The 26,154-nt window shown below is 48.1% G+C and carries 22 protein-coding genes; 4 read left to right on the forward strand and 18 right to left on the reverse strand.

The genetic code is table 11. The features are described 5' to 3' along the window. Positions 1-98: 98 nt before the first annotated feature. From AC0YNT_RS23030 to AC0YNT_RS23070, 9 genes are all read right to left on the reverse strand, one after another. Positions 99-1,307, reverse strand: coding sequence for an aminotransferase class I/II-fold pyridoxal phosphate-dependent enzyme (locus AC0YNT_RS23030; protein ID WP_475806716.1), 1,209 nt, complete (start codon positions 1,305-1,307; stop codon positions 99-101). Positions 1,308-1,320: 13 nt separating this feature from the next. Then, positions 1,321-1,812: an Lrp/AsnC family transcriptional regulator gene (locus AC0YNT_RS23035; RefSeq protein WP_167282323.1), complete on the reverse strand. Its 492-nt coding sequence runs from the start codon at positions 1,810-1,812 to the stop codon at positions 1,321-1,323. Positions 1,813-1,906: 94 nt separating this feature from the next. Further along, positions 1,907-2,293 (reverse strand): spore coat protein, encoded by a 387-nt coding sequence (locus AC0YNT_RS23040; RefSeq protein WP_475806717.1) that lies wholly within the window; start codon positions 2,291-2,293, stop codon positions 1,907-1,909. A gap of 21 nt (positions 2,294-2,314) precedes the next feature. Further along, positions 2,315-2,542, reverse strand: a complete 228-nt coding sequence (locus tag AC0YNT_RS23045; RefSeq protein ID WP_475806718.1) for a hypothetical protein — start codon at positions 2,540-2,542, stop codon at positions 2,315-2,317. Positions 2,543-2,606: 64 nt separating this feature from the next. After that, positions 2,607-3,749: a Ger(x)C family spore germination protein gene (locus tag AC0YNT_RS23050; RefSeq protein ID WP_475806719.1), complete on the reverse strand. Its 1,143-nt coding sequence runs from the start codon at positions 3,747-3,749 to the stop codon at positions 2,607-2,609. A 26-nt stretch (positions 3,750-3,775) separates the two neighbouring features. After that, positions 3,776-5,272, reverse strand: a complete 1,497-nt coding sequence (locus AC0YNT_RS23055; protein WP_475806720.1) for a spore germination protein — start codon at positions 5,270-5,272, stop codon at positions 3,776-3,778. Between the two features lie 13 nt (positions 5,273-5,285). Then, complete coding sequence (locus tag AC0YNT_RS23060; RefSeq protein ID WP_475806721.1) at positions 5,286-6,386, reverse strand: endospore germination permease; 1,101 nt, start codon at positions 6,384-6,386, stop codon at positions 5,286-5,288. 116 nt (positions 6,387-6,502) lie between these two features. Then, a complete protein-coding gene (locus AC0YNT_RS23065; RefSeq protein WP_167282311.1) occupies positions 6,503-7,168 on the reverse strand; it encodes a DUF2642 domain-containing protein in 666 nt (221 codons plus the stop codon). Positions 7,169-7,245: 77 nt separating this feature from the next. Further along, on the reverse strand, positions 7,246-7,995 hold the full coding sequence (locus AC0YNT_RS23070) for a hypothetical protein (protein ID WP_475806722.1): 750 nt from the start codon (positions 7,993-7,995) through the stop codon (positions 7,246-7,248). A gap of 317 nt (positions 7,996-8,312) precedes the next feature. Between AC0YNT_RS23070 and AC0YNT_RS23075 the strand changes: the two genes are divergently transcribed. Next, complete coding sequence (locus AC0YNT_RS23075) at positions 8,313-9,377, forward strand: CotH kinase family protein (RefSeq protein WP_167282307.1); 1,065 nt, start codon at positions 8,313-8,315, stop codon at positions 9,375-9,377. A 22-nt stretch (positions 9,378-9,399) separates the two neighbouring features. Here the strand turns inward: AC0YNT_RS23075 and cysK are convergent, their stop codons facing one another. From cysK to AC0YNT_RS23100, 5 genes are all read right to left on the reverse strand, one after another. After that, the gene (gene cysK, locus AC0YNT_RS23080; RefSeq protein WP_475806723.1) at positions 9,400-10,317 is read right to left on the reverse strand and encodes a cysteine synthase A; all 918 of its coding nucleotides are present in this window, start codon (positions 10,315-10,317) and stop codon (positions 9,400-9,402) included. A gap of 188 nt (positions 10,318-10,505) precedes the next feature. Next, on the reverse strand, positions 10,506-11,789 hold the full coding sequence (locus AC0YNT_RS23085; RefSeq protein WP_475806724.1) for an MFS transporter: 1,284 nt from the start codon (positions 11,787-11,789) through the stop codon (positions 10,506-10,508). Between the two features lie 158 nt (positions 11,790-11,947). Next, a complete protein-coding gene (locus AC0YNT_RS23090) occupies positions 11,948-12,463 on the reverse strand; it encodes a hypothetical protein (protein ID WP_475806725.1) in 516 nt (171 codons plus the stop codon). Between the two features lie 195 nt (positions 12,464-12,658). Next, on the reverse strand, positions 12,659-13,081 hold the full coding sequence (locus tag AC0YNT_RS23095; RefSeq protein WP_167282301.1) for a DUF350 domain-containing protein: 423 nt from the start codon (positions 13,079-13,081) through the stop codon (positions 12,659-12,661). 49 nt (positions 13,082-13,130) lie between these two features. After that, on the reverse strand, positions 13,131-15,503 hold the full coding sequence (locus AC0YNT_RS23100) for an endonuclease MutS2 (RefSeq protein ID WP_475806726.1): 2,373 nt from the start codon (positions 15,501-15,503) through the stop codon (positions 13,131-13,133). 159 nt (positions 15,504-15,662) lie between these two features. On the opposite strand from AC0YNT_RS23100, the gene AC0YNT_RS23105 reads away from it, so the two are divergent. The 3 genes from AC0YNT_RS23105 (at position 15,663) to AC0YNT_RS23115 (ending at position 17,511) form a co-directional block, all read left to right on the forward strand. After that, on the forward strand, positions 15,663-16,037 hold the full coding sequence (locus tag AC0YNT_RS23105; RefSeq protein WP_475806727.1) for a phage holin family protein: 375 nt from the start codon (positions 15,663-15,665) through the stop codon (positions 16,035-16,037). A 151-nt stretch (positions 16,038-16,188) separates the two neighbouring features. Beyond that, entirely contained in the window at positions 16,189-16,542 is a 354-nt protein-coding gene (locus AC0YNT_RS23110; RefSeq protein ID WP_475806728.1) for a cupredoxin domain-containing protein, read from the forward strand. Between the two features lie 288 nt (positions 16,543-16,830). Next, on the forward strand, positions 16,831-17,511 hold the full coding sequence (locus AC0YNT_RS23115; RefSeq protein WP_475806729.1) for an SDR family NAD(P)-dependent oxidoreductase: 681 nt from the start codon (positions 16,831-16,833) through the stop codon (positions 17,509-17,511). Between the two features lie 136 nt (positions 17,512-17,647). Here the strand turns inward: AC0YNT_RS23115 and AC0YNT_RS23120 are convergent, their stop codons facing one another. The 4 genes from AC0YNT_RS23120 to pheS form a co-directional block, all read right to left on the reverse strand. Next, on the reverse strand, positions 17,648-17,875 hold the full coding sequence (locus tag AC0YNT_RS23120) for a hypothetical protein (protein ID WP_475806730.1): 228 nt from the start codon (positions 17,873-17,875) through the stop codon (positions 17,648-17,650). A 148-nt stretch (positions 17,876-18,023) separates the two neighbouring features. Next, positions 18,024-22,169: a hypothetical protein gene (locus tag AC0YNT_RS23125; RefSeq protein WP_475806731.1), complete on the reverse strand. Its 4,146-nt coding sequence runs from the start codon at positions 22,167-22,169 to the stop codon at positions 18,024-18,026. Between the two features lie 213 nt (positions 22,170-22,382). Next, complete coding sequence (gene pheT, locus AC0YNT_RS23130) at positions 22,383-24,830, reverse strand: phenylalanine--tRNA ligase subunit beta (RefSeq protein WP_475806732.1); 2,448 nt, start codon at positions 24,828-24,830, stop codon at positions 22,383-22,385. Between the two features lie 18 nt (positions 24,831-24,848). Next, entirely contained in the window at positions 24,849-25,880 is a 1,032-nt protein-coding gene (gene pheS, locus AC0YNT_RS23135) for a phenylalanine--tRNA ligase subunit alpha (RefSeq protein ID WP_475806733.1), read from the reverse strand. Between the last annotated feature and the right edge of the window lie 274 nt (positions 25,881-26,154).

Consider the following 26,154-nt stretch of genomic DNA (forward strand, 5'->3'; position numbering starts at 1 on the left):
TCCCTACACTATACCATAAATTAACTTGCCTTCGAAGCTTTGAGGCCATAAAAAAACAGGCAAGGGCCGCGCCCTGCCTGCTTATCGATGTTCACGTATCAGCCCTGCTTAAGCTTATGAACAAAATGTCCGATTCGGTCAAGCGCCTCAGTCAATTGAGCAACGGAAGTCGCATAAGAACAACGCAAATGTCCTTCTCCGCCGAGTCCAAACACATCCCCTGGAACGGCAGCAACATTGCCCTCCTCCAGCAGACGCTGAGCGAATTGCTCGGAAGTAAGTCCTGTCGACGTAATTGACGGGAAGGCATAGAACGCACCTTCAGGCTCATGACATTCAAGACCAATCTGCCGGAAGCCTTTGACAACCAGACGTCTCCGCTGGTTATAAGCTTCCATCATCCGATCCTTTTCTTCCAGCCCATGCGGCGTTAACGCTTCAAGAGCCGCATACTGTGCCATAATAGGAGCACACATAACCGTATATTGATGAATCTTCAGCATCGCGCCAATTAGATCCTGATGGCCACAAGCGTAGCCCATGCGCCAGCCAGTCATCGCGAAAGCTTTGGAGAAGCCGCTCACAAGCAGCGTCCGGTCTTTCATGCCTGGCATTGCAGCAAAGCTCACATGCTTTGTGCCATAAGTAAGCTCGGCATAAATCTCATCCGAGATCACAATCAGGTCATTCTCTTCAACAACCTTAGCAATCGGCAGCCAATCTTCATACGTCATAATGCCGCCGGTTGGATTACTTGGATAACATAAAATAAGGACTTTTGATTTTGGCGTAATCACCGCTTGCAGCGACTCAGCCTTCAGCTTGAAATTATCTTTAGCGAACGTCTCAATACCCACTGCTTTGCCGCCGCTTAATGTCGTAATCGGAGAATAAGAAATATAGCATGGCTCAGGAATCAGAATCTCATCACCAGGACTAATCAATGCTCGAAGCGCCAGATCAATCGCTTCACTGCCTCCGACTGTTACCAAAATCTCATTAGCTGGATTATAGGATACAGCAAAAGAATCACTCAAATATTGTCCAATTGCTTCACGCAATTCCGGCATACCTGCATTGGATGTATATTGAGTCTTGCCCTTCTCCAGTGCATATACAGCTGCATCACGCACATGCCATGGCGTTACGAAATCCGGCTCGCCGACGCCAAGCGTAATCACATCTTTACGGGTACTTACCAAATCAAAAAAGCGCCGGATACCTGACGGTTTAATACTCCGCGCAAGAGGTGACAAATATTCTGCCATTGATTGGCGATGATTGGATGTAACCTCGTCTTTAATCATAGCCATCATCCTTTTACGGCGAAATCATCAATCGATGGTCGCCTTCATGCTCCTCGAAGATAATTCCGTCCTGTTTGTATTTTTTCAAAATAAAGTTTGTTTTCGTCGACAGCACTTTGTCGATTGGGGATAATTTATTGGAAACGAAAGAGGCAACCTCTTTCAAGTTTTTGCCTTCGATTTCTACTAGCAAATCATAAGCTCCGGACATCAGATAGACTGACTTCACTTCCGGATATAAGTAAATGCGCTCAGCAATGCCTTCAAAGCCGCGCCCGCGCTCAGGTGTAATTTGAACCTCGATTAATGCCGTAACCTTCTCGTCATCAACCTTGCTCCAGTTCACCACTGTCGCATATTTAACGATGATATGTTCTTCTTCCATGGATGCAATCGCTTGCTTGACGCTCTCCACAGGCTCATTCAGCATGGCGGCAATCAGCTCCGCATCACGGCGCGCGTCTTCCTTCAGCAGCTCCAGCACTTTCAGCTGTAGTTCGTTCATCGTCAAACTCCTTCCAAAACTGCGGTTATTAAAATATTTTACAACGAATTAATGGTTCCTGCAAAGAAAAAAAACGAAAGACCCCGAAGGGTCTTTAGCTGTAGAAAGGCTGATGGGACTGTTGCTGCGGCTGTTGAAATTGCCCGTATTGCGGGAACGATGGCTGTGCTGCGCCCATACGCTGCTGTAAATATTGTGATGTTTTTTGCTGCGTTTGCTGATATTCTTTCGTCTGCTTGTCGATTTCTTGGCGAAGAGCAGGCGATGCTGTGTTGTACATATTAGCTGATTGCATCGTTGTGAAAAGGTTCCCTTGCAGCTTCAATGTACTGTTCAGCAATTGAGTAAACATCTGACGCACTTCCGGGCAACTCGATTCGGTTGCTGCCGTTGCATATTCACGAACGACACGCTTCAGATCGGATAATACCGTGTACGCCAAATCCTCATCGGGCAAATGATGCTGTTGTTGTTGATACATCGTTTATACTCCTCCTAGTCTTTAGTTCTGCTGCGGTTGTGTAGGAGCCATTTGCTGGTGCTGCTGCAAAGCCTGCATCAGTATTTGATAATGATGCTGATGAGTCTGCAATTCGCTGGCACCTGTTTGTCTTAACTGTGGGTTCATTGCAAGCGATGCAAGCAGGGCATTTTGCTTAATTAACAAATCTTCATTGGATAGCGAATCCGCGATATATTCCAATTCCTTCGCGGTTAGAGCTTGAAGCATATGTCTCGTCTCCTTCATGCCAATTTTATAGAAGCATACGTATTATGGGCGGAAATTCCATGGATTATGTACGCAATTGGAGTTCTGATTTCGAGCGAAGCTCCGATTCCTTCTTAATCCGGCATTTCACCTCGATGGTCAAATCTTTAGGCCTTGGCTTCCATTCCTCTTGAACCAGACGCTTCCACGCTTTATTGTGATGACGGTAAAGCTCATGCTCCAAATCATAAAGATCAGCATTCATGGCTAACCCCTTCAAATAGGTGTCTTCCATCTGAGCCTTTACAACCTGCTCCACATGAGACCTAAGCTCCTGATCTGAAAAATCACTCGATGCTTCAATTAAATGTCCCGTCAGATTGGTCTTTAATACAAATTTGGGCTTATTGTTTTCCCAGTTAACCTTAACCTTTGATTTGGCCGAATCAATGACAACAGAACCTCGTTTATCTTCAATCCGAATCGGAACGAGCGACCGCTTGAACCCTTCACTTGTCCAAGTCAATCCTTTGGATTTCTCTCGTGATACAAAGCCGGCTGATTTCTTTTCATTAAATAGAAACGTTCCGTCAATGGTTAAAAATTTAAGCCTTTTTTTATTGTTCTCCCAGTCATCCGGTAAGAGGGAAAGGGAAGGCAGCTTAACCGTCATAGCAGGCTCAAGAGCTCCACGTACTAACGTCTGAAGCGTCATCGGCACAACATAGCTGTTCTGATTATTCTCGATGTGCGGTGCGTACAGCGGAGTTGTTAACGGTGTTTTGTTAAATAACATATCCATCGTAAATAAATCATTAATGTCTGTTTTGGTTCCAAATACAAGAGAATTGAATCTGGTAGAACTCAAACGGTTAAGGCTGTCGATAATCTGCTGTATTTCGCTGAAAGCACGCTCGTGGATTACAACCGATTTCAGATGATTAAGCGACAGCTTGTATTGAGAAGAATCCATCAGGTTGAATATGGCAGCTAGATTAGTATCCCCTTCATGCTTCCCTACCCATATCGGGCTGCCTGGAGGCGGCGCCCCCTCCTGCTTGGCAATAACGCCAAATGAAATCATCTGGGCATACACGACAAAGTGTTCATCTACATAATCAACACCAATTGCAGAAATATAACTGACATCCTGCAGATTTACCTCATCCCAGCAACCTCCGGTTATTAGCATTGCGCTCAATACCAGGCTGATTTTAAGAGAATTCATATATTTTCGCATCCTGGCATGAACGGTCATGGTTTCTCACCTTTGGCTCTGGCCTTCCACGGCTTCTGCAGCAATCCCGTTATGAGCTCCCTCCATTTGATTGGGGCAAGAGGCTGCATATAGTTCTGATTAAACGTTTCGAGCGAACACATATAGATCAGTATCATAAACACAGCAACAAAGAAACCAAATATCCCAAATAGCGAAGAGAGAATTAACACGAAAAACCGTAAAATGCTCACTGTACCACTTAACGTTTGATTTACCAGCGTAAAGGTTGAGACGGCTGCAACAGCCGCTGCTACGAGCATGGTCGGAGAGGTTATGCCTGCCCGGATGGCGGCATCCCCGATAATAAGACCACCTACAACGGACACCGTCTGCCCGACTGGCCTCGGCAGCCTGACACCTGCCTCTCGGAACAACTCGAACATCCCCATCATAAGGAACATTTCCATCGTTGCGGATATCGGAAGTCCGATCCGGGAATTGGTTACCGTAGCCAGCAGAGTGAACGGAATTTGATCCGTATTATATGCGGACAACGCAACCCAAAAGCCGGGCAGACATATAGCGAGAATAAAACCGATTATGCGGAGCAGCCGTTCAAGGGACACATAATAATAGGGCAGGTGAGCATCCTCGGGCGATTTGATGAGAAGGGTCAAATTGCCCGGTAGAATAATGACAGATGGATTACCATCCACCAATAAACATACTCTGCCTTGCATAAGCGCTTGAACAACATAGTCAGGACGTCCAATATAATCAACAAGCGGGAACAGGCTGTTCGGCCTGTCCGACACCAGCTCTTCGAGCTCGGATGAGCTGTACAGCGCTTCGATATGAATGGCGTGAAGCCTCTTCCTGGCTTCTTTGACCAGGGAGGCTTTGGCTTTGCTTTTCATGAACATCATAGAGACCTCTGTCTGCGATTCGGTCCCGATGTTCAAATATTCCACATAAAGATCCGGTGTCCGAAGCCGCCTTCGGATAAGCGCAATATTCGTGGATATCCCTTCTACAAATCCATCCCTCGGCCCTTTAACAGAAAGCTCCATTGTGGATTCTTCCGGCTGACGGCCTGGTATACTTGCGATATCAAAGGAATAAACGGACCGAGTAGCTTCATCGACAGCCATGACACTGCCCGAATAGAGGTTGGAGAAGAAATGAGCGGCTTCCCTTTCATTATCCAGAGATAGGCGTGCACCAAAGGAATACCTTTCTTTGTTCGTGTGGTTATTTCCCATGGTGACCAAGTCTTGCCCTTCGCCGTCATGTTCTCGCTGACCGATATTGTCATTTAAACTTTTAGCCAGCTTATCGAGCTGCGGCAATAAGGCGATAAATACCGTCTGCATATCTACCATGCCGCTGCACATCAGAATGCGAAAAACCCGCTTTGGTTCTTCACCAACCTCAATGGTTTGAATGATGACATCCCCGGAGCCAGACAGTTCATCATAAAGCATATCCAGACGATCGTATTTGCGATTTTGCTCATTCGACTCGTGACTCATAGCTGTAACCCCCTTAAGCTCTCGGCTCTGCTGTTCTCTTGGCTTTTCGGAATGAAAGCACCCACAGCAGCAGCAAAAGGATGCCGAATATGATCCAAGCAACCGAGAAATAAGCATGCATCAGAATCATATACCACTTCATTTTCATTAGGACGATAAAGCTCGCAACCGCCAAGATAAGAACCGTTATAAGCATGCTGATCCACTTATGCTTCAGCTTCTTGAACGGACCATAAATCTGAATCAGATAGAGTGGCAGCGAGATCCGGATTAGAGCACCTGACAGCCACTGAAAGACTGCAAAGAAATCAACATGCTCGAAATATTTGCCGATCTTCACGAGCCGCCACTGGGAATAAGCCGGGTAACGCATGAGGATGGCTTCGTTAGGTCCAAACAAAGTGATAGCACCTATCGTAGGACCAATCGTAAGCATCATAAGCATGATCGTCAGAAGAATAAGATGCCATTTCTTAAAGCTCTTCGTCATCTCATGTTGGATGAGCAGCAAGAAGGACAGCTCCATAAAGGCACTTAGTGAATGCAAAGCTCCATTTAATATAGGAGAGAACCCCATCTCAAACATCGGAAGCAAATACCGGTAGTCCTTGACAGGCATATTAGCCGACATTACAAAATCCCCTAATCCAACAACAATCGGGAGTAAGATACAAGAAACATAAGCAATAGTGCGCAGTCCGTTCATAGCTGCAAACATGCATATAAAGCAAAAGACAAACAGAACTACAATTTGAGGGGTCTCCGGCAAGTATGTATTTGACGTCCAGGATACAACGTCAACTAATGTACTAAAGGCAACGTACAGCAAAGCAAGATTAATCATGGCAAGAATCAGCCATACAAAAAAGGCCGGAATATGTTGTTTGAGCCACTCATCAAAGCGCACTCTGTTCATCTTGAACATGACCCGCTGCAGAGGAAAAGCGGCGATCGGAAGGGCAATAATCAGCGCAACCGGAATACATAACCAGGCGTCTCTCTTGGCTTCAGCCAGCAGCATCGGAACAACAATAACGTGATTAACAAGGCCAACACTTAGCAGAGTCATCATAACGATTGGCCATAAACCGATAGGTTTTGAAGCAAGCTGCACAGACATTCACATCCTTCGCTTCCAGCATTCCCCTAAGCAAGGAAAGTGATGCATATTTTTCTCCATATAAATAAGCCCTTAGATTGGCAGATTGCCATCAAAAAGGGCTTCATTTGTTAAGGCAGATGAATCGTTTTTACATGATCGTAATGGATAAATACTGATGATCCGCTCGCATCCGCAAGTTCGAGCAAGTTGAGATCGACATTTTTGAGAACACCTGTCTTTCTTGGGTTCTCCCCCAGATCGAGTACAACAAATTGCCCCATATGTTTGCGAAGCTGCTGATCGAAAGTCCTGGCAAGGGTTAATGGAGTTGGCTTAAGTGGGAATTGTTCCGCAGACAAAGAATATGGCGTTACATTAGCATTATACGGGACCAAATACTTGAGATGACGCATGGAGATCATGACGGAATGATAAATGGGAGAATAGAAGACGAAAAAATCATTCATGACAGCTGTCACATATCCATGGATCGATTGGTTGCCCGTAATATAGATTTCAGAGAACATTCCCTTGGAATTCAATAAGATTTTACGGAATGAAATAGAATCATTATAGGGTTCAAAGGGCAGCTCTGGTGTACTGCTGTAGTTCGCTTCCTCGTCATATACCATTCTCATTTGCTGCATATGAATGAGCGGAATGTAGAAAAACTGAACGCCATTATAGAGTACTAGAATATCGGGGCCAAAATCTATGATTTTCCCTCTTATCCCCGCCTTCCCGGAAATAACGAGTTCAACCTGTGAATCTAAGAGAGGATGACGGTTCTTCAATTGCTCGACCTCCTTTTCAAAAGCGAATCTGAAGGTGATGCCAGGCACTAACATTCATGCCTGGCACCATCAACGGATTAGCCTTTTTTCGAGCGATTGCCGCCTCCAGATTTTTTATTCGATTTATTGCCTGTGGATTGTGCTTGAGCGCCTGATTTGTTCGTTTGCCCTTGCGCTTGTGCACCTGATTTATTGCCTGATTTGTTGCCGCCTTGATTACCGGATTTGTTGTTTTTGTTTCCTCCGGATTTGTTGTTGTTTTTGTTGCCGCCGGATTGATTATTATTATTTCCTCCGGATTTGTTGCCGTTTGATTTGTTGAAGCTAAGTTTTTTGATTGTTTTGATATGATCAACGAGGATATACACCACTTCATTTTTTACAACAACAAGTGCTGTGTTGCCTTGTACTGCAGCGAGGAAGCCTTCCACTTTCTCCGGTCCGCCCCAGTTAATTTGCACGAATTCTTTTTCTAATGCTTTGACTACGCCTTTAAAGTTATCTGCCTTGATGAAGTCAGTGTGACGACCGCCTCCGCTTTTGCCACCATCTGCAAGCCCAGTTACGCTTTTGACATGGCTCAGGTCAACGTATACAACACCTTCTCTTGTCGAAAGCACCAGGTAATCACTTTTTACAGCTAACAGAGTTCCGACCAATGACTCAGGACCGCCGCGGTTAATTTTAACTGCTTCGCCTACCAAATTTTTGATTTGTGCGTTGCCGCTGTCTGTTGTTGTCCCTGTGTGGCCATTACTTCTGTGACTTTTGTGACTTTTGTGACTCTTGTGGCATTGTTGTCCTTGCCAGTGATTGCAATCATACATTTGCTAAATCCCTCCGATGATTCTCGCATTAATAGATTTACAACCGTGCCATCCAATTGACCATTTGCCACTAATAGGCTGATCTTGCTGTTGTTTGCGTTCTAGTCATCTACCATTGGTGACGGTTTGTAATATATCTATATGTAACCCGTATATGAGAGGTACTAGATTAGTAACCATTTATCTGGACAAAAGGTACAAATAATCAAAATAATGACGTAAATGGTGTCACTTGCCCCGATACCCGAATAGGGTAAATAAGCACAAAAGCCTATCAGCCTCGATAGGCTTTGACTTCGGTCTAAGGGGTGAAGCCCGTGGCAACGCTGCCTATTCGTAAAATCGAGATTGACGAGGATGATCTAAAGGAGCTAAAAAATAACCCTTGGAGTAAATCCTTCAAGCCGATTCATATCGAATTAGATGGGAAACTTTATACAGCGACATTCGGCATTCGAGGCGGTCATACGCGTAATTACAACAAGAAATCCTTCGAGGTCAGATTAGATGGAGGAAAAACACTGCATTGGAATGCAGAGTTTGATGATCCTTCCATGATCCGCAATGCATTATCTTTTACATTCTTTAATACCATTGGCGTGCCCTCTCCGGAAACCACGCATATATCCGTCGAAATTAACGGTTATCCGCAAGGGGTATACTTAGAAATCGAGGCGGTTGATCAGCGATTTTTCAAAAAAAGAGGAATTGGCTATAACTCCATTATTTATGCCGTCAATGACAGTGCGGATTTCAGCCTTATTGATCAGAACTCCAATCAGAAGAAGAACTCCTTATTTGAAGGGTATGAAATCGTTAAGGGAGAAACAAATACCAAATATCGTCTGGTCCGATTCATCCGCAATATTAATACCATGACAAGCAAACAATTAAACGTATACACCGCCAAACGGCTGGATATTAACCAGTATTTATTGTGGCTGGCAGGAGCTGTTCTTACCGGCAACTATGATGGGTTCGATCAGAACTATGCCTTATACGAACATAAGAACAGCCGCAAATACCGTATTATTCCTTGGGATTACGAAGGAACCTGGGGAAGGAACTGCTACGGAAGGCCTTGCGGCAGTGATTTGGTACGTTTACAGGGCTACAATCAATTAACCGGCAAGCTGTTTACCTTTGCCTCCTGCCGTCAGAAATATCGTGCGATCCTGCTGAACTTATTAAGAACAGCCTTTACTGTCGAACGGATCGATCCCATCATTAACCGAATGTATAAGGAGATTACACCTGCGATTCGGGAAGATTTTACGAGGAAAAGCAGCTTTGATACGTATCTCGATGAGCCTTCCTTTATTCTTGATTATGTACGCGAACGGCGAGGTTTAATAAAAGAAGCCCTTAAAGCTTGGAAATAAGCTTTAAGGGCCTCGTTTCTTCTTAGAATATATCCATACTCAAATAACGTTCACCTGTATCGGGAGCAATACACAATACTCGTTTGCCCGGACCAAGTCTCTTCGCAACCTGCATGGCTGCCCATACGGAGGCACCAGATGACGGTCCAAGTAAGAGTCCTTCCAGACGAGCCAGGCTTCGCATGGTTTGAAGCGCATCCTCATCGGATACCTGAATAATTTCATCGTACACATTCGTATTTAGAATCGCCGGCACAAAACCAGGACTCGTTCCAACTAATTTATGAGGCCCCGGCTTACCACCTGACAGGACAGGTGAACCAGCAGGCTCAACAACCGCGATATGTAAATCCGGAAGGGCCGCTTTAAGCGTCTCGCCAGTTCCTGTAACAGTACCCCCAGTTCCAGCCGTAGCAATAAAGGCATCCAGCTGTTCTTCGGTTTGCCGTAAAATCTCTACTGCTGTAGTTGTACGATGGATATCCGGGTTAGCATGATTCTCGAATTGATTCGGGATAAAGCTTCCTGGAATTTGAGCTTGCAGCTCTAATGCTTTACGGATTGCACCAGGCATTCTCTCGGCAGCAGGCGTTAATACAACGTCTGCCCCATAAGCCTGAAGCAGCTTGATTCGTTCTGTCGACATATTGTCAGGCATGATAAGAATCAATTTATAGCCCTTGGCAGCTGCGTTCATCGCGAGCCCAATACCAGTATTACCGCTGGTCGGCTCGATGATGGTACTGCCTGGCTTAATCTGTCCGCCTTGCTCAGCTGCATGGATAAGTGCTGATGCAGCGCGATCTTTCACGCTGCCGCTTGGATTAAACCGCTCAAGCTTGACACATACGTCTGCGCTTCCCGCTTCTACAAGCCGATTGAGCTTAACGACAGGCGTATCGCCGATGAGGTCGGTGATGGAATGCACTATTCGTGGCATAAGTTCTCCTTTATTTCAAATCGTGAGACTGCGCTTCACGAAACTATTAGGATTCGATCGCTGTTGTCCCGAATTTCTTCAATTCTAACCGCATTGCGGTTGAAATTCGGGACAAAGGCGAACACTTCGCTTCTCATTCCTAATAGTTTCGCTTTGCGCGCTCCGATTTGAATAGCGTTCAAAAATTATTAATGAAATTTATTGTTGGCAGATAAGAAGGGCCGGATGAAGAACCATCCAGCGATGGGAACGATACCAACACAGAACATAAGGGTAACGATTGCCGCTGGTGTCTGCGTCTGGGATAAGACGATCAGATAAGCGGCTAGGCCGATGACACGGCCGATAATTAAGCCGGCTTCGCGGAGGACGATCAGCTCCTCGCGGTTCTTGGCGCTTTCCTCGGAATCGCCGATCAAGTCGAAGACCCGTGATGTCATCGGAATAATGTACAGTGGTATAAACAACGAGGTGCCGATACCAAAGATAAGCAGAGTGCTGTAGTTCACTTTCATGAACAACGGGAGAACGATCAGTCCGATCATAATCGTACCAATCAGCATCGCGATTTTTCGATTGCTTGCTTTGAGGCGTTTTCCTACAAACCAGAAGCTAATCAACGCAACCAGAGAGGTAACAAGCGAGAAATTACCCAGCTTGCCTTCGTTTTTAGTCGCAATGTAGATAACCAGCCCGATAAGGAACATAAATACACCCTCGCGAACACCCTGCGTCACTATAGCTCCGAACATTCTCCGCCATGGATTACCTTTCTCTTTCAATTGATCAATGCCGAGCGTCCATTTGTACTTCTCGCCTTGTACTCCTCGATCGGTAAGCCAGAAGCTTCCAACCACGCTTAATCCGAAGACAACAAGCGATATGGTGAAAATAAGCTTATAGCCGCTCTCTCCTTGAAGAGAAGTAATTAAGTATCCAGACACCCATGGGGCGATAATACCGGACAAAGCGCCGAGTATACCGGCAATTCCGTTGAAACGGTCCCTATTATCCGGCTCCGTAATTTCGAAATAAACTACATTATAAGCCATCCAATAAAAACCAAGAGCCATACCGCTTAACATGCCAAGCGGAACACTGTAAACTTTGGCCTGCTGACCTAACAGAAGTACTGTAAAATAAAACGCCCCCGACAGCACGATGCCAAGACGGAGGCTGTACATCTTATGATGTTCCTTCACCCATTTGCCCGCCAGCCAAAAGACGATACCACTTGTCACATATTGTCCAAGCGTATACCAACCGATCAGCATAAAGGACTGGCTTGCTTTCCAGAGATAGACCGGTATGAACGTCCCAGACAGCGCACTTGCGATGCCGAACAAGCCTTGAACAGCAAGCAGCAAGATCGCCTGCGACCCCAGCGCTCCGCCTTGGCGTGAACCTGTGACGCTTCGGCCTACGCCGCTCAGACGCCCGCCGGTCTTAACGCCATGATGACTCTGCTTCAATCCGATTCCTCCTAAAAAGAATTGCCACACTCTAGGCCTTATCTAGGCTGTTTGTGGTAACTCTTTGTTCGTAAGGATCACCTAACAATGGTTATCCACTGTTAGATTTCCCAAAAGAGCAGGGGTCATGCCGTTCTCTCTTTACCAGATCAAGCTAATTATTCCTTAGGCGCAAGCAAAGCAAGCATCTGATCGCGAGCTTCAGGGCTGAGAATTGACGAAACTTGGAAGCAAGACGGACAAATATAGGTTACCGTCTCAACCAGCGATTGAACAACAGCTCTTCCTGTCACGGTGTGAACAATTGGCTGCAGCGAAATGCTTTGCTTGCCAGCCTCCAGCATATACTCGCGGCATGTCGGACATTCCGGTGCTTCATCCTGGCTGTCCGTAATTTGACGGATCGTCTCTTCCGCAGCAAGCCACGAGAGATTCACTTGACGGAAGCCTCCATTGGAATCATCTTCTTTATCACCGGAATCAGCTTGCTCCTGTACTTCTTCCTCGTCTTCCCAGCTTTCTTCATTGTCGTCATCAGGACGATCAATTCCAAATTGCATCGTGCGGTAGCCGCTAAGCTCGTTCTCGCAGTGTGGGCAATGTTTCTCCGGCCCAATCTCCTCGTCCCATACGATTTCTGTATAACACCACGGACAAATGTTTTGCTCTTCCATTCCTTAATAACCTCCACAGCTTAATTGTTCATCATATAAATAACACCAAGACCAAAAAATATAATAGCAATCGCGAGTAAAATCCCCCACAAGTATTTCATGACTGCCCTCCTACAAAGAATTGCAGAGCAATTCTTACTTCGAAAGCGTAAGCTTAAAGAATTGCAGAGCAATTCTTGCTTCGAAAGCGTAAGCTTACAAAATAACCGTTGCTCCAATAACATAGGACAAAGAAATCGAAATAACCATTGCGATAAATCCTACAGCCCGGTTATCCTTCGCTATTTCGTCATCTATACGAAATACCGGTGTTAGAAATTCAAATAAAAAATAAGCAGCAAGTAAGATAATAAAGCCGAACAAGCCCCAGATCAGACTTTCATACACCGAAACATTAGCTTCTATTGAAAATCTGAATATATTGCATATCCCAAATATTTTCCCGCTTGTAGCCATTGCGACCGACATATTGCCGTTCTTGATTTCCTTCCAGCAGTTATAACGGGTCACCAGCTCAAACACGGACAAAAAGACGATAAGCGACAACACGACCAGCGATACATAAACGAGTGATGCCGCATACGAATTGCTAAGCAAACGATCGACTTCCGTACCCATCCTTATCACTCCTATGGCTTGCTACCTTCCTGCAGGCGGATCGGCGAAGCTATTTCAGCTCCGCCACTGTGACTCCTGCGCCGCCTTCACCATATTGTCCAAGCCGGTAACTCTTCACAAGGCTATGTCTGCGCAAATATTGCTGTACACCAGTGCGAAGCACACCAGTCCCGATTCCATGAATAATGTATACTTGGCCAAGACCGCCTAAATACGTTTCGTCCAGGAAACGGTCAACCTCGATAATCGCTTCTTCCAGATTCGCACCACGAAGATCAAGCTCCATTCGCAGATTGTCGTCCTTGGAACGCTTGAGGCTTGCCGTTTGCTTCGGCTGCTGCTGTTTATTAACCTGCGCTACTGTCTTAATCAATTCCAGATCATCCAGCGCAACCTTCATCTTCATAATGCCAAGCTGCACCATTGCATCCGAGCCGCCGATCTCAACAACTGTGCCTTTCTGATTGAGACTGTAGACCATGACCTCGTCTCCCGCTCCAATTTTCGCGGGTTTCTTGGCTCCGCCGCCTGCAGAACGCTTCTTCTTCGACGTAAGCTCTGGCGCCGCTTCTTCCAGCTTCCGCTTCGCTTCGATCAGCTTATGCTCCTTGACAGATGCACCTTCTTCTAGCGCAAGCTTGCGCAGGTCCGCAATGATCTGATCGGCTTCTCGTCTTGCCTTTGCGACAGCTTCATGTGCTTCGTCTTGAGCTTTTTGGAGCATCTTATCCCGCTGCTCCTCGAAGCGCTCGAGCTCTGCTTCATGACGTGCCCTTTGCGCTTCCATTTCCTTACGCATGGACTCTGCTGTATTACGGTCAGACTCAGCACTAAGACGATCCTCTTCAAGGGAAGCAATCATATTCTCAACACGCAGGTCTTCTTCGCTGACTTCACCTCGTGCATGATCGATGATGTCTCGGCTTAAACCAAGCCGCTCAGCAATCGCGAACGCATTACTTCGGCCCGGCACACCAACAAGCAGACGGTAAGTAGGACTTAATGTAGCAACATCAAATTCCATGCTGGCGTTAATAACGCCTTTCCGGTTATAAGCATAAGCCTTTAATTCACTATAGTGGGTAGTCGCGATAATGCGGCTGTCCAGCTTATGGATATGTTCCAATATAGCAATCGCTAGTGCCGAGCCTTCGGCAGGGTCTGTACCTGCCCCAAGCTCATCAAGCAGTACGAGACTCTTCGACGTCATCGACTTCAGGATGCGAATAATATTGGTTAGATGGCTGGAGAATGTACTTAGACTTTGCTCGATACTTTGCTCATCACCAATATCGGCATAAATCGAGTCAAACACACATAGCTGACTGCCATCTTCCGCAGGAACAAACAAACCGGACATCGCCATCAGACTGAGCAGTCCAACTGTTTTTAGCGATACCGTTTTACCGCCCGTATTTGGACCAGTTACGATAATGGCTGTAAATTGATTGCCAAGCTCTACATCAAGCGGCACAACCTTCTCGGGTGCAATTAAAGGATGACGCCCACGCTTAATCTTAAGGAAGCCTCGGTCATTCATACGCGGCAGTGTGGCTTTCATCTCATGCGCGAGCCGAGCTTTCGCGTAGGCGAAATCCAGCTTGCCAAGCAGTTCTTGGTTGTAGAGTAAATCCTCTACATGCTCTGCAGCTTTCGCAGTCAGCTTTTGCAAAATCTTCTCGATCTCGCGCAGCTCAGCCGCCTTCGTCTCACGCAGCTTGTTATTCATCGCTACGACCGTTTCCGGCTCGATAAAGAGCGTAGCCCCTGAGCCCGACTGATCATGGACGATACCGCCAAAATGCGATCGGTACTCCTGTTTGACCGGAATAACATAACGATCATTCCGAAGCGTGATGATGGCATCCTGCAGCATCTTCTGTACCGAGGAGGAGCGAAGCATCGACTCAAGCTTCTCACGTATACGTGATTCCCCGCTGCGCAGCTCTCGGCGTATGGAAGCAAGCTCCGGGCTTGCGCTGTCCATAACCTCGCCTTGATCATCAATACAGTCGAAGATTGCGTCTTCCAGCGGTTTATGCTCGGCTAATTGATCAGCCAGTTGGAAGAGCAGCGGAATCGGATCATCCTCATGCAAGTTGTCGATATGTCTCTTCACCCGGCGCGCTCCTCTTGCTGTTGCTGCAATATCAAGCAGCTCAACAGGGTTCAGCGTTCCGCCGATCCGCGACCGGTGCAGGGAAGCGCTTATATCTACAACGCCGCCAAACGGTGCATTGCCTTTCAACCGATCTGCCTTGAAGGACTCATCGGTTGCTTGCAGCATGAGCTTCACGTCCTCCAAATCGGAGACGGGAGCAAGGCGTTCTGCTTCACTTTTCCCAAGCGAAGTTGAGGCATGCTGTACCAATTTATTAGTTATTTTATGAAATTCCAAAGTGGATAAAATTTTGCTGTCCAAGTGAACACTCCTCTCGCCCTTTTATTATAGCTGAACAATGTTGCGGATGCACGATATCCCCATTTGTTTCATACATGTTTCCCCGAAATATGGTCATAATAAAAGTGGAAAAAGAAGCGCACCATACTTAGGCTAACCTAACTTGAGGAGGCTAACGATATGAGTTTTCTTGGTCATGTAGTCCGTTTTATCGTCGCAGCCATTGTTCTTATGGTTGTCGGCTGGATCGTTCCACAGTTTAGTGTCGGTGGATTCTGGAGTGCACTCCTGCTTGCGCTTGTTATTGCAGCGCTTGGCTGGATCATCGAAGGTATCTTTGGGAAGAAAGTTACACCTTTTGGACGCGGTATTGTTGGCTTTATCGCCAGCGCAGCCGTCATCTGGATTGCACAATTTATCGTCGGAGGGGTAGAAGTAACTTGGCTTGGAGCAATTCTCGCCGCTCTTGTCATAGGGATTATCGACCTCTTCATTCCAGTCAGCACACCATACGAAGCTGGCAGAAGCGATTATCGTGACCGCGATCAACACTAATCCAAATGTCCATGAGCTCCCTTGCCCGATCGGAAACGATGGGCAGGGGAGTTTTTTTGTCACGTAGCTGTCACTGCAAATCAAATGGGGATAAGTTACAATAGTACAAGAATGTATTTAAAGCTATTTGGCAATGAAAGGGGTATTCTCGATGAAAAAATGGTTACTATTCGCATCAGTATTGTGCCTGGTATTCGTTATTGCCGCTTGCGGATCCAATAACAATGGCAATTCAGAAGCAGCAAGCTCAACTCCGGCAGACGTCGTTATTAAAGCAAGCAGCTGGGAATTCGATCAGCCAGAATATCATATTAAGAAGGGCCAGACGCTGGAGCTGGAATTAATCGACGGCGTGCATGGCGTACAAGTTGTCAAAACAGATCTAAAGCTGACGAACAATAAAGCAAAAACAGTTAACCTCGATGCTGGTGAATATGAAATCAACTGCAACATCCCTTGCGGTGGTGGACATTCAAAAATGTCAGCTAAGCTTATCGTTGAATAAGCAGTTATGGAATTAATAAGCGAACCTCTTGGCAAATAAGCCGGGAGGTTCTTCTTATATTCGCGGGCATAGCGTGGCCATAAGCCACATAGGAATTATAATGATTCCTTTTCAAATAAGTAAGAAAGACTGATGGTCACGCCTCTTCCCCTATCACCTTCCGGTCTGATAAGATGATTCATAAATCCATCTTAGCCAATGTTTATGAAAAATGAATATGCTTACGATCTATGAATAAGCATTTATAGCTCATACTTGGCTATTTTCATTTGAGGAGGGTATGATCATATGAGCTTATTAAACGGACGGATTGCCGTCATTAGCGGTGCAGGTTCTGGACTTGGCAGGGCAGCTTCCCTATCATTCGCTAAGGAAGGTGCTGAAGTTGCTTTATTAGGCCGCCGTGAGAACAAGCTGCAAGAAACTGCGGCGCTTATCAAACAAACCACGGGCCGAGAAGCACTTATCATCCCTACCGATATCACACAAGAAGATCAAATTCAGACCGCTGTCCAGCAGATCGTTGAACAATGGGGCTCCATACATGTCTTGTTAAATAATGCCGCCGTATTGGAGTCTGGCTCCGTTCTTGAGTTAACGTCTGAGGAATGGCATATGCAGGTCGCCACTAACTTAACTGGCCCTTTTCTGCTGACCAAAGCTGTGCTTCCAGCTATGCGCAAAACCAAATATGGCCGTATCATTAATATAACTACAGGCCTGTCCTGGAACGGAGCCGGCGGCTATGCAGCCTATAGTGCAGCCAAGGCAGGGCTTGAGTCTCTGACGCGTACGCTTGCTGACGAGGAGCATGAGCATGGCATCCTCGTTAATTTATATAATCCCGGAACCCTGCGAACCGAAATGCATGCAACTGGCAAAGACCCGGCAATTGTCACACCTGACCTCATCCGTTTAGCCAGTCTGCCGGTTGGCGGCCCAACCGGTACCATCGTGAGTTACGGTTAATAGAGAATTTATAGATGAAGCCGTTCCAAAGCTATAATTTTGGATCGGCTTTTTTTATTAGCCAGTCCACAATTCCACCACTGCAGTACGGATTTTCCGTTTTATTTGCCCCGTCGCACCAGGTAGATAACCCTTGTTATAAAAAGGCCTCTAAATTGCCCGACATCCCAAACGGACTATCTTTACCTCCAACTTTCACATAACCTTTTAGTTCGATATTCGGGTTGGTGAAGTCCAGCAGACTCTTATTGCCGAACACTTCAGTAATAGGAGCGCTCACCCGATATACTACTTTCTCGCCACTTTTTAGAATAATAGGCTGACCATCATTTGTTATGCCTTCGATTTTATAGGGATTTTCCATAGCACCGTTAGAGGACAATCGACATCGCGAGTATAAATATCGTTAGAGTCTTCATATTTCCTCCTAGATCTCAGATCACATCGTTCAGATGACGCGGCGAAAAGAGAGCCATCCGAAATAACTCAGATGACTCTATTTTGTATCTTATTTAGCTATGCTCGATTAATTCGATCCACTCATTATACTCGGTTTGAAGCTTGCGGTATTCAATCTCCAGCTTCTGATGCTTATGAGTAAGCGATTGGAGTTCCTCACGAAGAGCATCCGTTTCACCGGAAGTTTCCTCATGCTCTGTTGCCAGCGACTGTGTACGCTCTTCAAGCATCACCCTCAATTCAGCAGCTGCCGCAGCTTCTGTGCGTGCCGCTTCAAGCTGAGCATAGAGTGACTTCTCTGCGGCTTCACGGGCACGTTCAGCTTCTGACAGCCGCTCAGCTTCTTGTCTTGCTTGACGGGCTAGCTTTTGTTCCTTCTCGAGTTGCTCCGTTAACGCTTGAACTCTTGATGATGATGCTTCCAGGTGCTGCACAGTGATACGCTCACGAGCTGCCGTATACTCGAGCTGTTCCAAGAGCTGGTTCTCACGTTCCGTAGAGCTTGCGAGCTGCTCTTCCATTTCTAGCCCACGAAGCTCAACATCTTCCATGGCTGCTTGAAGCTCTTCAATTCGAGCACGCAGATTGCGCTGTTGTTCTTCCTGCTTCGCCATAAGCTCGGAATAACGTTCCTGTGCTTCAGCTTGACGCTCTTCGTAACGTTGTTCCAAATGTAGTCTTTGCTGTTCGAATTGACGGGAATGGTTATGCTCCCGCTCGTCGAGCTCTACCTTAAGCTCTTGCAGCTCACGTTCGAGCAGCTCCATTTGCTCCATATACTGAAGCTCCAGCAGCTCTGTTTGATCAGCAAATTGCTTTTGCAGCGCACGAATTTGCTCTTGATGACGTTGTTCCAGCTCAGCGAGTTTTTCTTCCTGTTGTTGAGCCATTGCTTGGCCTTGTTGTTCAAGCTGGCTTTCCAGTTCCTTCTGCGTTAGTTGGTAAGCTTCCAACAGATGCTGAAGCTCTGCATATTGCTTTTCATAACGTTCTTTTAATTCAAATTGCTGCTCAGCATGGCGTAGTTCAATCTGCTCCTGCTGCCCTTCATACTTGCGTTGCAGCTTATATTTGTCTTCTTCGTATTGAAGCTCCAGTTCAATTTCTTTCTCTTCAAAGATAGCCTTGGCCTCAGACAGCTGACGTGCTTGCTCCTCCAGCCGGCTTTCCGCTTCACTATATCTATCAACGTGAATCTGCTCGATCGCTGAACGTTCCGCAGCAAATTGACGCCGCTGTTTCTCCAGTTCATCTTGAAGATACACATATTGCTCCTGCACTTGCTGCAGCTTCTCTGTTTGTTCCGCTGCCAGAGCCTCAATAGCTGTCTGCAGTTCTTGCTGCTTGCCAGCCTGAAGTTCCATTTGCCCGATTGTTTCAAGGGATTGTATATATTGCTCTGCTTGTTCCTCCAATTGCTCCTGCGTCTCGGCAAACTTCTGACCAAGCTCTTGCACTTCCTGCTCCAGAACTTGAATAGAAGCACGTAATGCTTCCTCCTGCTCCAGCGCTTGCATCAAATGATCATCTGCTGCTTGTAGACGCAGTTCATGAGACTGCTTATCTTGGCTCCAAGCTTGCTCAAGCTCAGTTGCTTTCGTCAGCAGTCTTGTACGCTCTTCAATCCAGTTATTACGGCGGCGTTCAAAATCAGCCTTTAACGATTGCTCAAGCTGAGCAATCTGCTCTTGCCATTGTTGTTCTTTCGACTGGATTAATTCGAGTGCTCTCGCACGTTCCATCTCGAGTTCTTCCGCAGCAATAACTTGAGCTAATGTCAGCTCATCTGCTGCTTCTACTACTTTGTCTCGTTCACGCGCAATCTCCTGCGCAGCTTTTGCTTCTTGCTCTGCCAACGCTGCAGCAGCTCTTGAACGCTCCAGTTCCAACTGCTCTGCTAGTACGTTTGCGGCTTTCGCTCGCTCACGCTCCAGCTCCTCTGCGGCCAGCGCTTGTGCCAGAGCCAGCTCCTCGGCTGCTTCCGCTGCTTTTGCACGCTCGCGTTCCAGCTCCTGCGCCGCTGCTGCTTGCTGCTCCGCTAACACTCTCGCCGCATTTTCGCGTTCACGCTCCAGCTCCTCTGCAGCCAGCGCTTGTACCAGCGCTAGCTCATCAGCTGCTTCTGCTGCTCTTGCTCGCTCGCGTTCCAGCTCCTGCGTTGCTGCTGCTTGCTGCTCCGCTAACGCTCTCGCTGCTCTTGCTCGCTCACGCTCCACATGCTCTACCAACGCTCTTGCCGACTGCTCACGCTCACGTTCCAGCTCTTCTGCAGCCAGCGCTTGTGCCAGAGCCAGCTCCTCGGCAGCTTCCGCCGCTCTCGCCCGCTCGCGTTCCAGTACCTGTGCCGCTTGCTCTTGCTGGTCGGCTAATGCTTTCGCTGCTTTCTCGCGCTCCTGCTCCAGCTCTTCAGCAGCCAGCGCTTGCGCTAACGCCAGCTCCTCGGCTGCTTCTGCTGCTTTAGCACGCTCGCGTTCCAGCTCTTGCACCGCTTGTGCTTGCTGCTCGGCTAACACTCTCGCTGCTCTTTCACGCTCACGCTCCACATGCTCTACCAATGCTCTTGCCGCTTGCTGACGCTCACGTTCCAGCTCTTCTGCTGCGAGCACTTGCGCCAGCGCCAGCTCCTCGGCTACTTCCGCCGCTCTCACTCGCTCGCGTTCCAGCTCCAGCGCTGCTTGCTCTTGCTGCTCGGCTAACGCTCTCGCTGCTTTCTCGCGCTCCTGCTCCAGCTCCTCAGCAGCCAGCGCTTGCGCTAACGCCAGCTCGTCGGCCGCTTCCGCCGCTCGAGCTCGCTCGCGTTCCAGCTCTTGAGCCGCTTGCTCTTGCTGCTCGGCTAGAACCCTCGCTGCTCTTTCGCGCTCACGCTCCACTTGTTCCGCTAACGCGCGTGCTGCCTGCTCACGCTCACGCTCCAGCTCTTCTGCAGCCAGCGCTTGCGCTAACGCCAGCTCGTCGGCCGCTTCCGCCGCTCTCGCTCGCTCGCGTTCCAGCTCCTGCGCTGCTTGCTCTTGCTGCTCCGCTAACGCTCTTGCCGCTTTCTCGCGCTCTTGCTCAAGCTGCTCCGCTAACGCTTCCTCTGCTTTCACACGCTCGCGTTCCAACTCCTCAGCAGCCAGCGCTTGTGCCAGCGACAGATCGTCTAACGCTTCTGCCACTTTCGCACGCTCGCGTTCCAGCTCCTGCGCCGCTTGCGCTTGCTGCTCCGCTAACGTTCTCGCTGCTCTTTCGCGCTCACGCTCCACTTGCTCCGCCAACACTTCAGCTGCTTTCACACGCTCACGTTCCAGCTCCTCCGCGGCAAGCGCTTGTGCCAGCGCCAGTTCGTCTGCTGCCTCTGCAGCTCTCACTCGCTCGCGTTCCAGCTCCTGCGCTGCTTGCTCTTGCTGCTCCGCTAACGCTCTTGCCGCTTTTTCGCGCTCACGTTCCACATGCTCAACCAACGCTCTCGCAGCCTGCGTACGCTCACGGTCCAGCTCTTCTGCAGCCAGCTCTTGTGCTAACGCCAGCTCATCCGCTGCTTCCGCAGCTCTCACTCTCTCGCGCTCCAGCTCCTGCGCCGCTGCTGCCTGCTGCTCCGCCAGCACTTTCGCAGCGTTCTCTCGCTCTTGTTCTATTTGAACCGCGGCTTCTGCACGCTCACGCTCCAGCTCAGCTTCAGCCTTCGCTTGTGAAATCTCCAATTCCCGCTCCAGCTCAGCTGCTGCAAAAGCTTGTACACGCTCGATCTCCTCGGTTGCCTCCGCTTGAGCAAGTGCAAGCAGCTCAGCGGCTTCTTCCAGCTTTGCTGTCAATTCCTCAGCAGCAGCGGCTTTCGCAGCGGCAATCTCGGTTTCATATTCGCCGCGAAGCTCCTCCAGCTCAGTCTTCGACTTGCGCTGAACAGCAGTAAGCTCCTCACGCAGTGACACCTCAAGTCTACTTGCCTGCTCAAGCAAATCTACCAATACAAGACGCTTTGCTTCCGCATCGTGCAAAGTATCATTTTCGCGGCGCAGACGGAATACTTCCTCTGTCATCTGCACGGCTGCCAGAACAGCCAGTTTAGGCATATCAAGACGAGGAGAGCCGATCGCGAGCTTTTTCATTGCATCGTCAATCGTGCTGGCTACCCTTTTAATATAATCAGCATTATTGTGGCCCTTAAGCTTATATTGATGTCCGTATATATCAACGGTTACAACGGTTTGATCAGTATCCATACTGGGTAACCTCCTATTTATCTGCCTCACATTTTAAGGTGCATCATCAAATTCAATCATTTGCCTTCATCTATGTAACAAGAAACGACAGCTAAAGTTTCATTTATGTGAAAAAACTCATTTTGAGAAGCCTTTCATGGGCAAAAAACACAAAAAAAGCCGCATCGAAAGTTCACAAGGAACTATTTCGATGCGACTTAAAAGGTTTCCTGCCTACTTCCTTAATTCTGCCGCAAAAGATTGTTCAAGTTCTGCAACAACTTTTCCGTGCAGTTCTGTCACTTCTTCGTCGGTCAGCGTACGGTCCGCATGACGGTAAACGAGCGACAAAGCAACGCTCTTCTTACCTGCGCCAAGCTTCTCACCCGTGAACACGTCGAACACTCGAACAGACTCGAGCAATTCACCGGCAACGGCCCAAGCTGTTGCTGTAAGCTTCGCAGCTGGAACGGCAGCATCAAGCACAACCGCAATATCACGCTGCATAGCCGGGTAACGAGGAAGCGCCTTGTATGCAATGCTGGAATCTGCCAGCTCATACAATTTGCCAAGCTCAATCTCAACCACATAAGTGTCTGCAAGATCACTCTCATGCTGCAGTGTAGGGTGCAGTTGACCAACATAACCGATTGTTTCCGGTCCATGTGCTGTATCCACAATTACAGCTGCTGTTCTTCCTGGATGGAAGTTCACAGGCTGCGCTGATTCATAACGTACTTTAGCCGTCAGGCCAAGAACATCAATAACGGTCTCTAGGACGCCTTTGGCATCATAGAAATCAACCGGAGCCGATTTGCGGTTCCACTGTGCATCAACACGGTTACCAGTAAGAAGAACCGCAAGGCGATGCTTCTCATGCGGAAGACGGGTAAGTACCTCTTCCTCCGTGTGGAATACACTGCCGATTTCGAAAATAGCAGAGGATTCATTTTTACGGTTACGATTATAAGTCGCCGTCTCAAGCAGCTGTGCGAGAAGCGTTGTACGAAGAACGCTGCGGTCCTCGCTCATCGGCATCGCCAGTTTCACTGGCTTTAATCCCGCGCCAGAAAGGTCAGGGAATATTTCCGTACGTGCAGGGCCAGTGAATGAATAGCTCATCACTTCATGCAGACCTGCATCCGTCAGTCTTCTGCGAAGCTCGCGGCGAATCGCTTGTGGCTTCGTCAACGCGCCAGGCGTCACATCGCCGTGAATAGGCGTTGTTGGGATATTGTCATAGCCGTACAAACGGGCTACTTCTTCAATCAAATCTACATCACGTGTAATATCGCCGCGACGGGTTGGTACCGTTATGGAGAACCGATCATCCGCATCGGATAGACGGAAGCCAAAATGAAGGCGGCCAAAGATCGTCTCCACTTCCAGTCTCGACAGTTCTGTTCCGAGATAGCCATTGATCTTCGCAAGTGTCACGTCTACAACAGCCGGCTTCGCCTCAGCGGTAACCACTTCAACAATTCCTTCTGCAACCAGTCCATCTGAAAGCTCAGCAATAAGTGCTGCAGCGCGGTTCAGAGCTGGAATAACGCGGCCAGGATCTACTTCTTTCTCGAAGCGGATGCTTGATTCCGATCGGAGACCAAGCTGACGGGAGGTTTTACGAACCGTACCACCGTCAAATCTCGCCGACTCAAGCAGGATGTTAACGGTTTTTTCGTTCACTTCCGAGTTCGCTCCGCCCATAACACCAGCCAGAGCAACAGGCTTCTCACCGTCTGTAATCACAAGCATATGCGGCTCAAGTGTACGCTCTTGATCATCAAGTGTAACAAGCTTCTCGCCTGGCTTCGCCAAACGCACATCGATACGACCTGTCGTAATGGAATCCGCGTCAAAAGCGTGAAGCGGCTGGCCATACTCGAGCATAACGAAATTTGTTACGTCAACAACGTTGCTGATCGGGCGGATACCCGCTGCAATCAGGCGGTTTTGCAGCCATTGTGGAGATGGGCCGATTTTTACACTTTTAATGTATCGCGCGCTGTAATGCGAGCATTGCTCAGGTGCGCTTACCGATACCGAGATATGGCTGTCTGCACGATCAGCCGCGTGATTAACAACAGCCTCAGGCAGACGAACTTCACGGCCTGTCAGGGCACCAATCTCATAAGCAACGCCAAGCATGCTGAGGCAGTCGGAACGGTTAGGCGTCAGATCCAGCTCAAGCACTTCATCATTGATACCAAGAATATCGCCGATTGGCGTACCAATTGGTGTCGATTCAGGAAGCACCAGAATCCCTTCCTGCTGCTCTTTCGGCAGCAGCTTGTCATTAATGCCAAGCTCCTTCGCCGAGCAGATCATCCCTTGCGATTCTACACCACGCAGCTTCGCACGTTTGATCGCAAAGTCGCCAGGAAGCTTCGCGCCAATCATGGCAACCGGAACCTTTTGTCCAGCATCAACGTTTTTCGCTCCGCATACAATTTGAAGCTCTTCGCCTGTGCCGACATCAATCTTACATACGCTCAGCTTATCCGCATCCGGATGCTTCTCGCGGGATTTCACGTAGCCGACAACTACGCCGGTTACCCCTTTGTTCAGAGATTCCACGCCGTCGATCTCGATACCGCCGCGTGTCATTTTTTCTGCTAATTCTTCGGCTGTGTAGCCGCTTAGATCCGTATATTCATTCAACCATTGGTAAGATACTTTCATCGCTTATTTCCCCTCCCCTTACATTCTCGCGAATTGGCTTAAGAACCGTTGATCATTGGTATAGAAATGACGGATGTCGTCGATGCCGTATTTCAAAAGAGCAATACGCTCTACGCCCATACCAAATGCAAAACCGCTCACTTCCGCTGGATCGTAGCCGCCCATCTCGAGAACACGCGGATGAACCATGCCGCAGCCAAGAATTTCAAGCCAGCCTGTTTGCTTACACATCCGGCAGCCATGACCGCCGCATTGTACGCAGGTTACGTCTACTTCCGCACTTGGCTCCGTGAACGGGAAGAAGCTTGGACGAAGACGAATTTGTGCCTGCTCACCATACATTTGTTGTACAAATTGAAGCAGCGTTCCTTTCAGATCGCTCATGCGGATCTTAGGACCAACCACAAGTCCTTCAATTTGATTGAATTGGAACGAGTGAGTCGCATCGTCATCATCGCGGCGGTATACTTTACCTGGGCAAATGACTTTAATAGGCTTGCCGTTCATTTGCTGCATCGTCCGCACTTGCACCGGGGATGTATGTGTACGCATCAGGATATCTTCTGTAATATAGAACGAATCCTGCATGTCGCGGGCCGGGTGGTTTTTTGGCAGATTAAGCGCTTCGAAGTTGAAATAATCGGTTTCTACTTCCGGACCTTCTGCTATAGAGTAACCAAGGCCTACGAATACATCTTCGATTTCTTGCGCCACTTTGTTTAGTGGATGTACAGCGCCAGTAGGCAAAGCTTTGCCCGGCAGCGTCACGTCAATGGTTTCTGCGCGAAGACGGTTTTCTGTCTCAGCCGCAAGGAAAGCATTTTGCTTCTCATCAATAACGGACTCAATCGCTGCGCGAACCTCATTCCCCACTTGACCAATCACTGGACGCTCTTCAGCGCTAAGGCCGCCCATACCGCGCAAAATCTCAGTAAGTGCACCTTTTTTCCCTAAGTATTTGACACGCAAATCATTCAACTGCTGCGGATTATCGACCTGCTGCAGCTCTTGCAGCGCTTCGCCGCGTAGGGCTTCCAAACGTTCTTTCATCGTAAAATCTCGCCTCCATCTTGGATTATAAAAAACAAAAAAAGGCCTTCCTCCCCGTAAGGGACGAAAGACCGTGGTACCACCCTAATTTGGATTGCTGTTCCTCGCTTAACTATAAGCAAACAACACAATCCCTTAAGCCCCGTTAACGGCGGGAACCGGACCTCCCCTACTCACGCTTTGGCAACATGCCTCGGCGGTTCAGGTGTCTGCTCCGGAGTGAACTTCAGCAGCCTGGCTATCGTAAAGACGCTCGCAATCCATGGCGTCTTCT

This window comes from Paenibacillus sp. J22R56, from assembly GCF_056269375.1.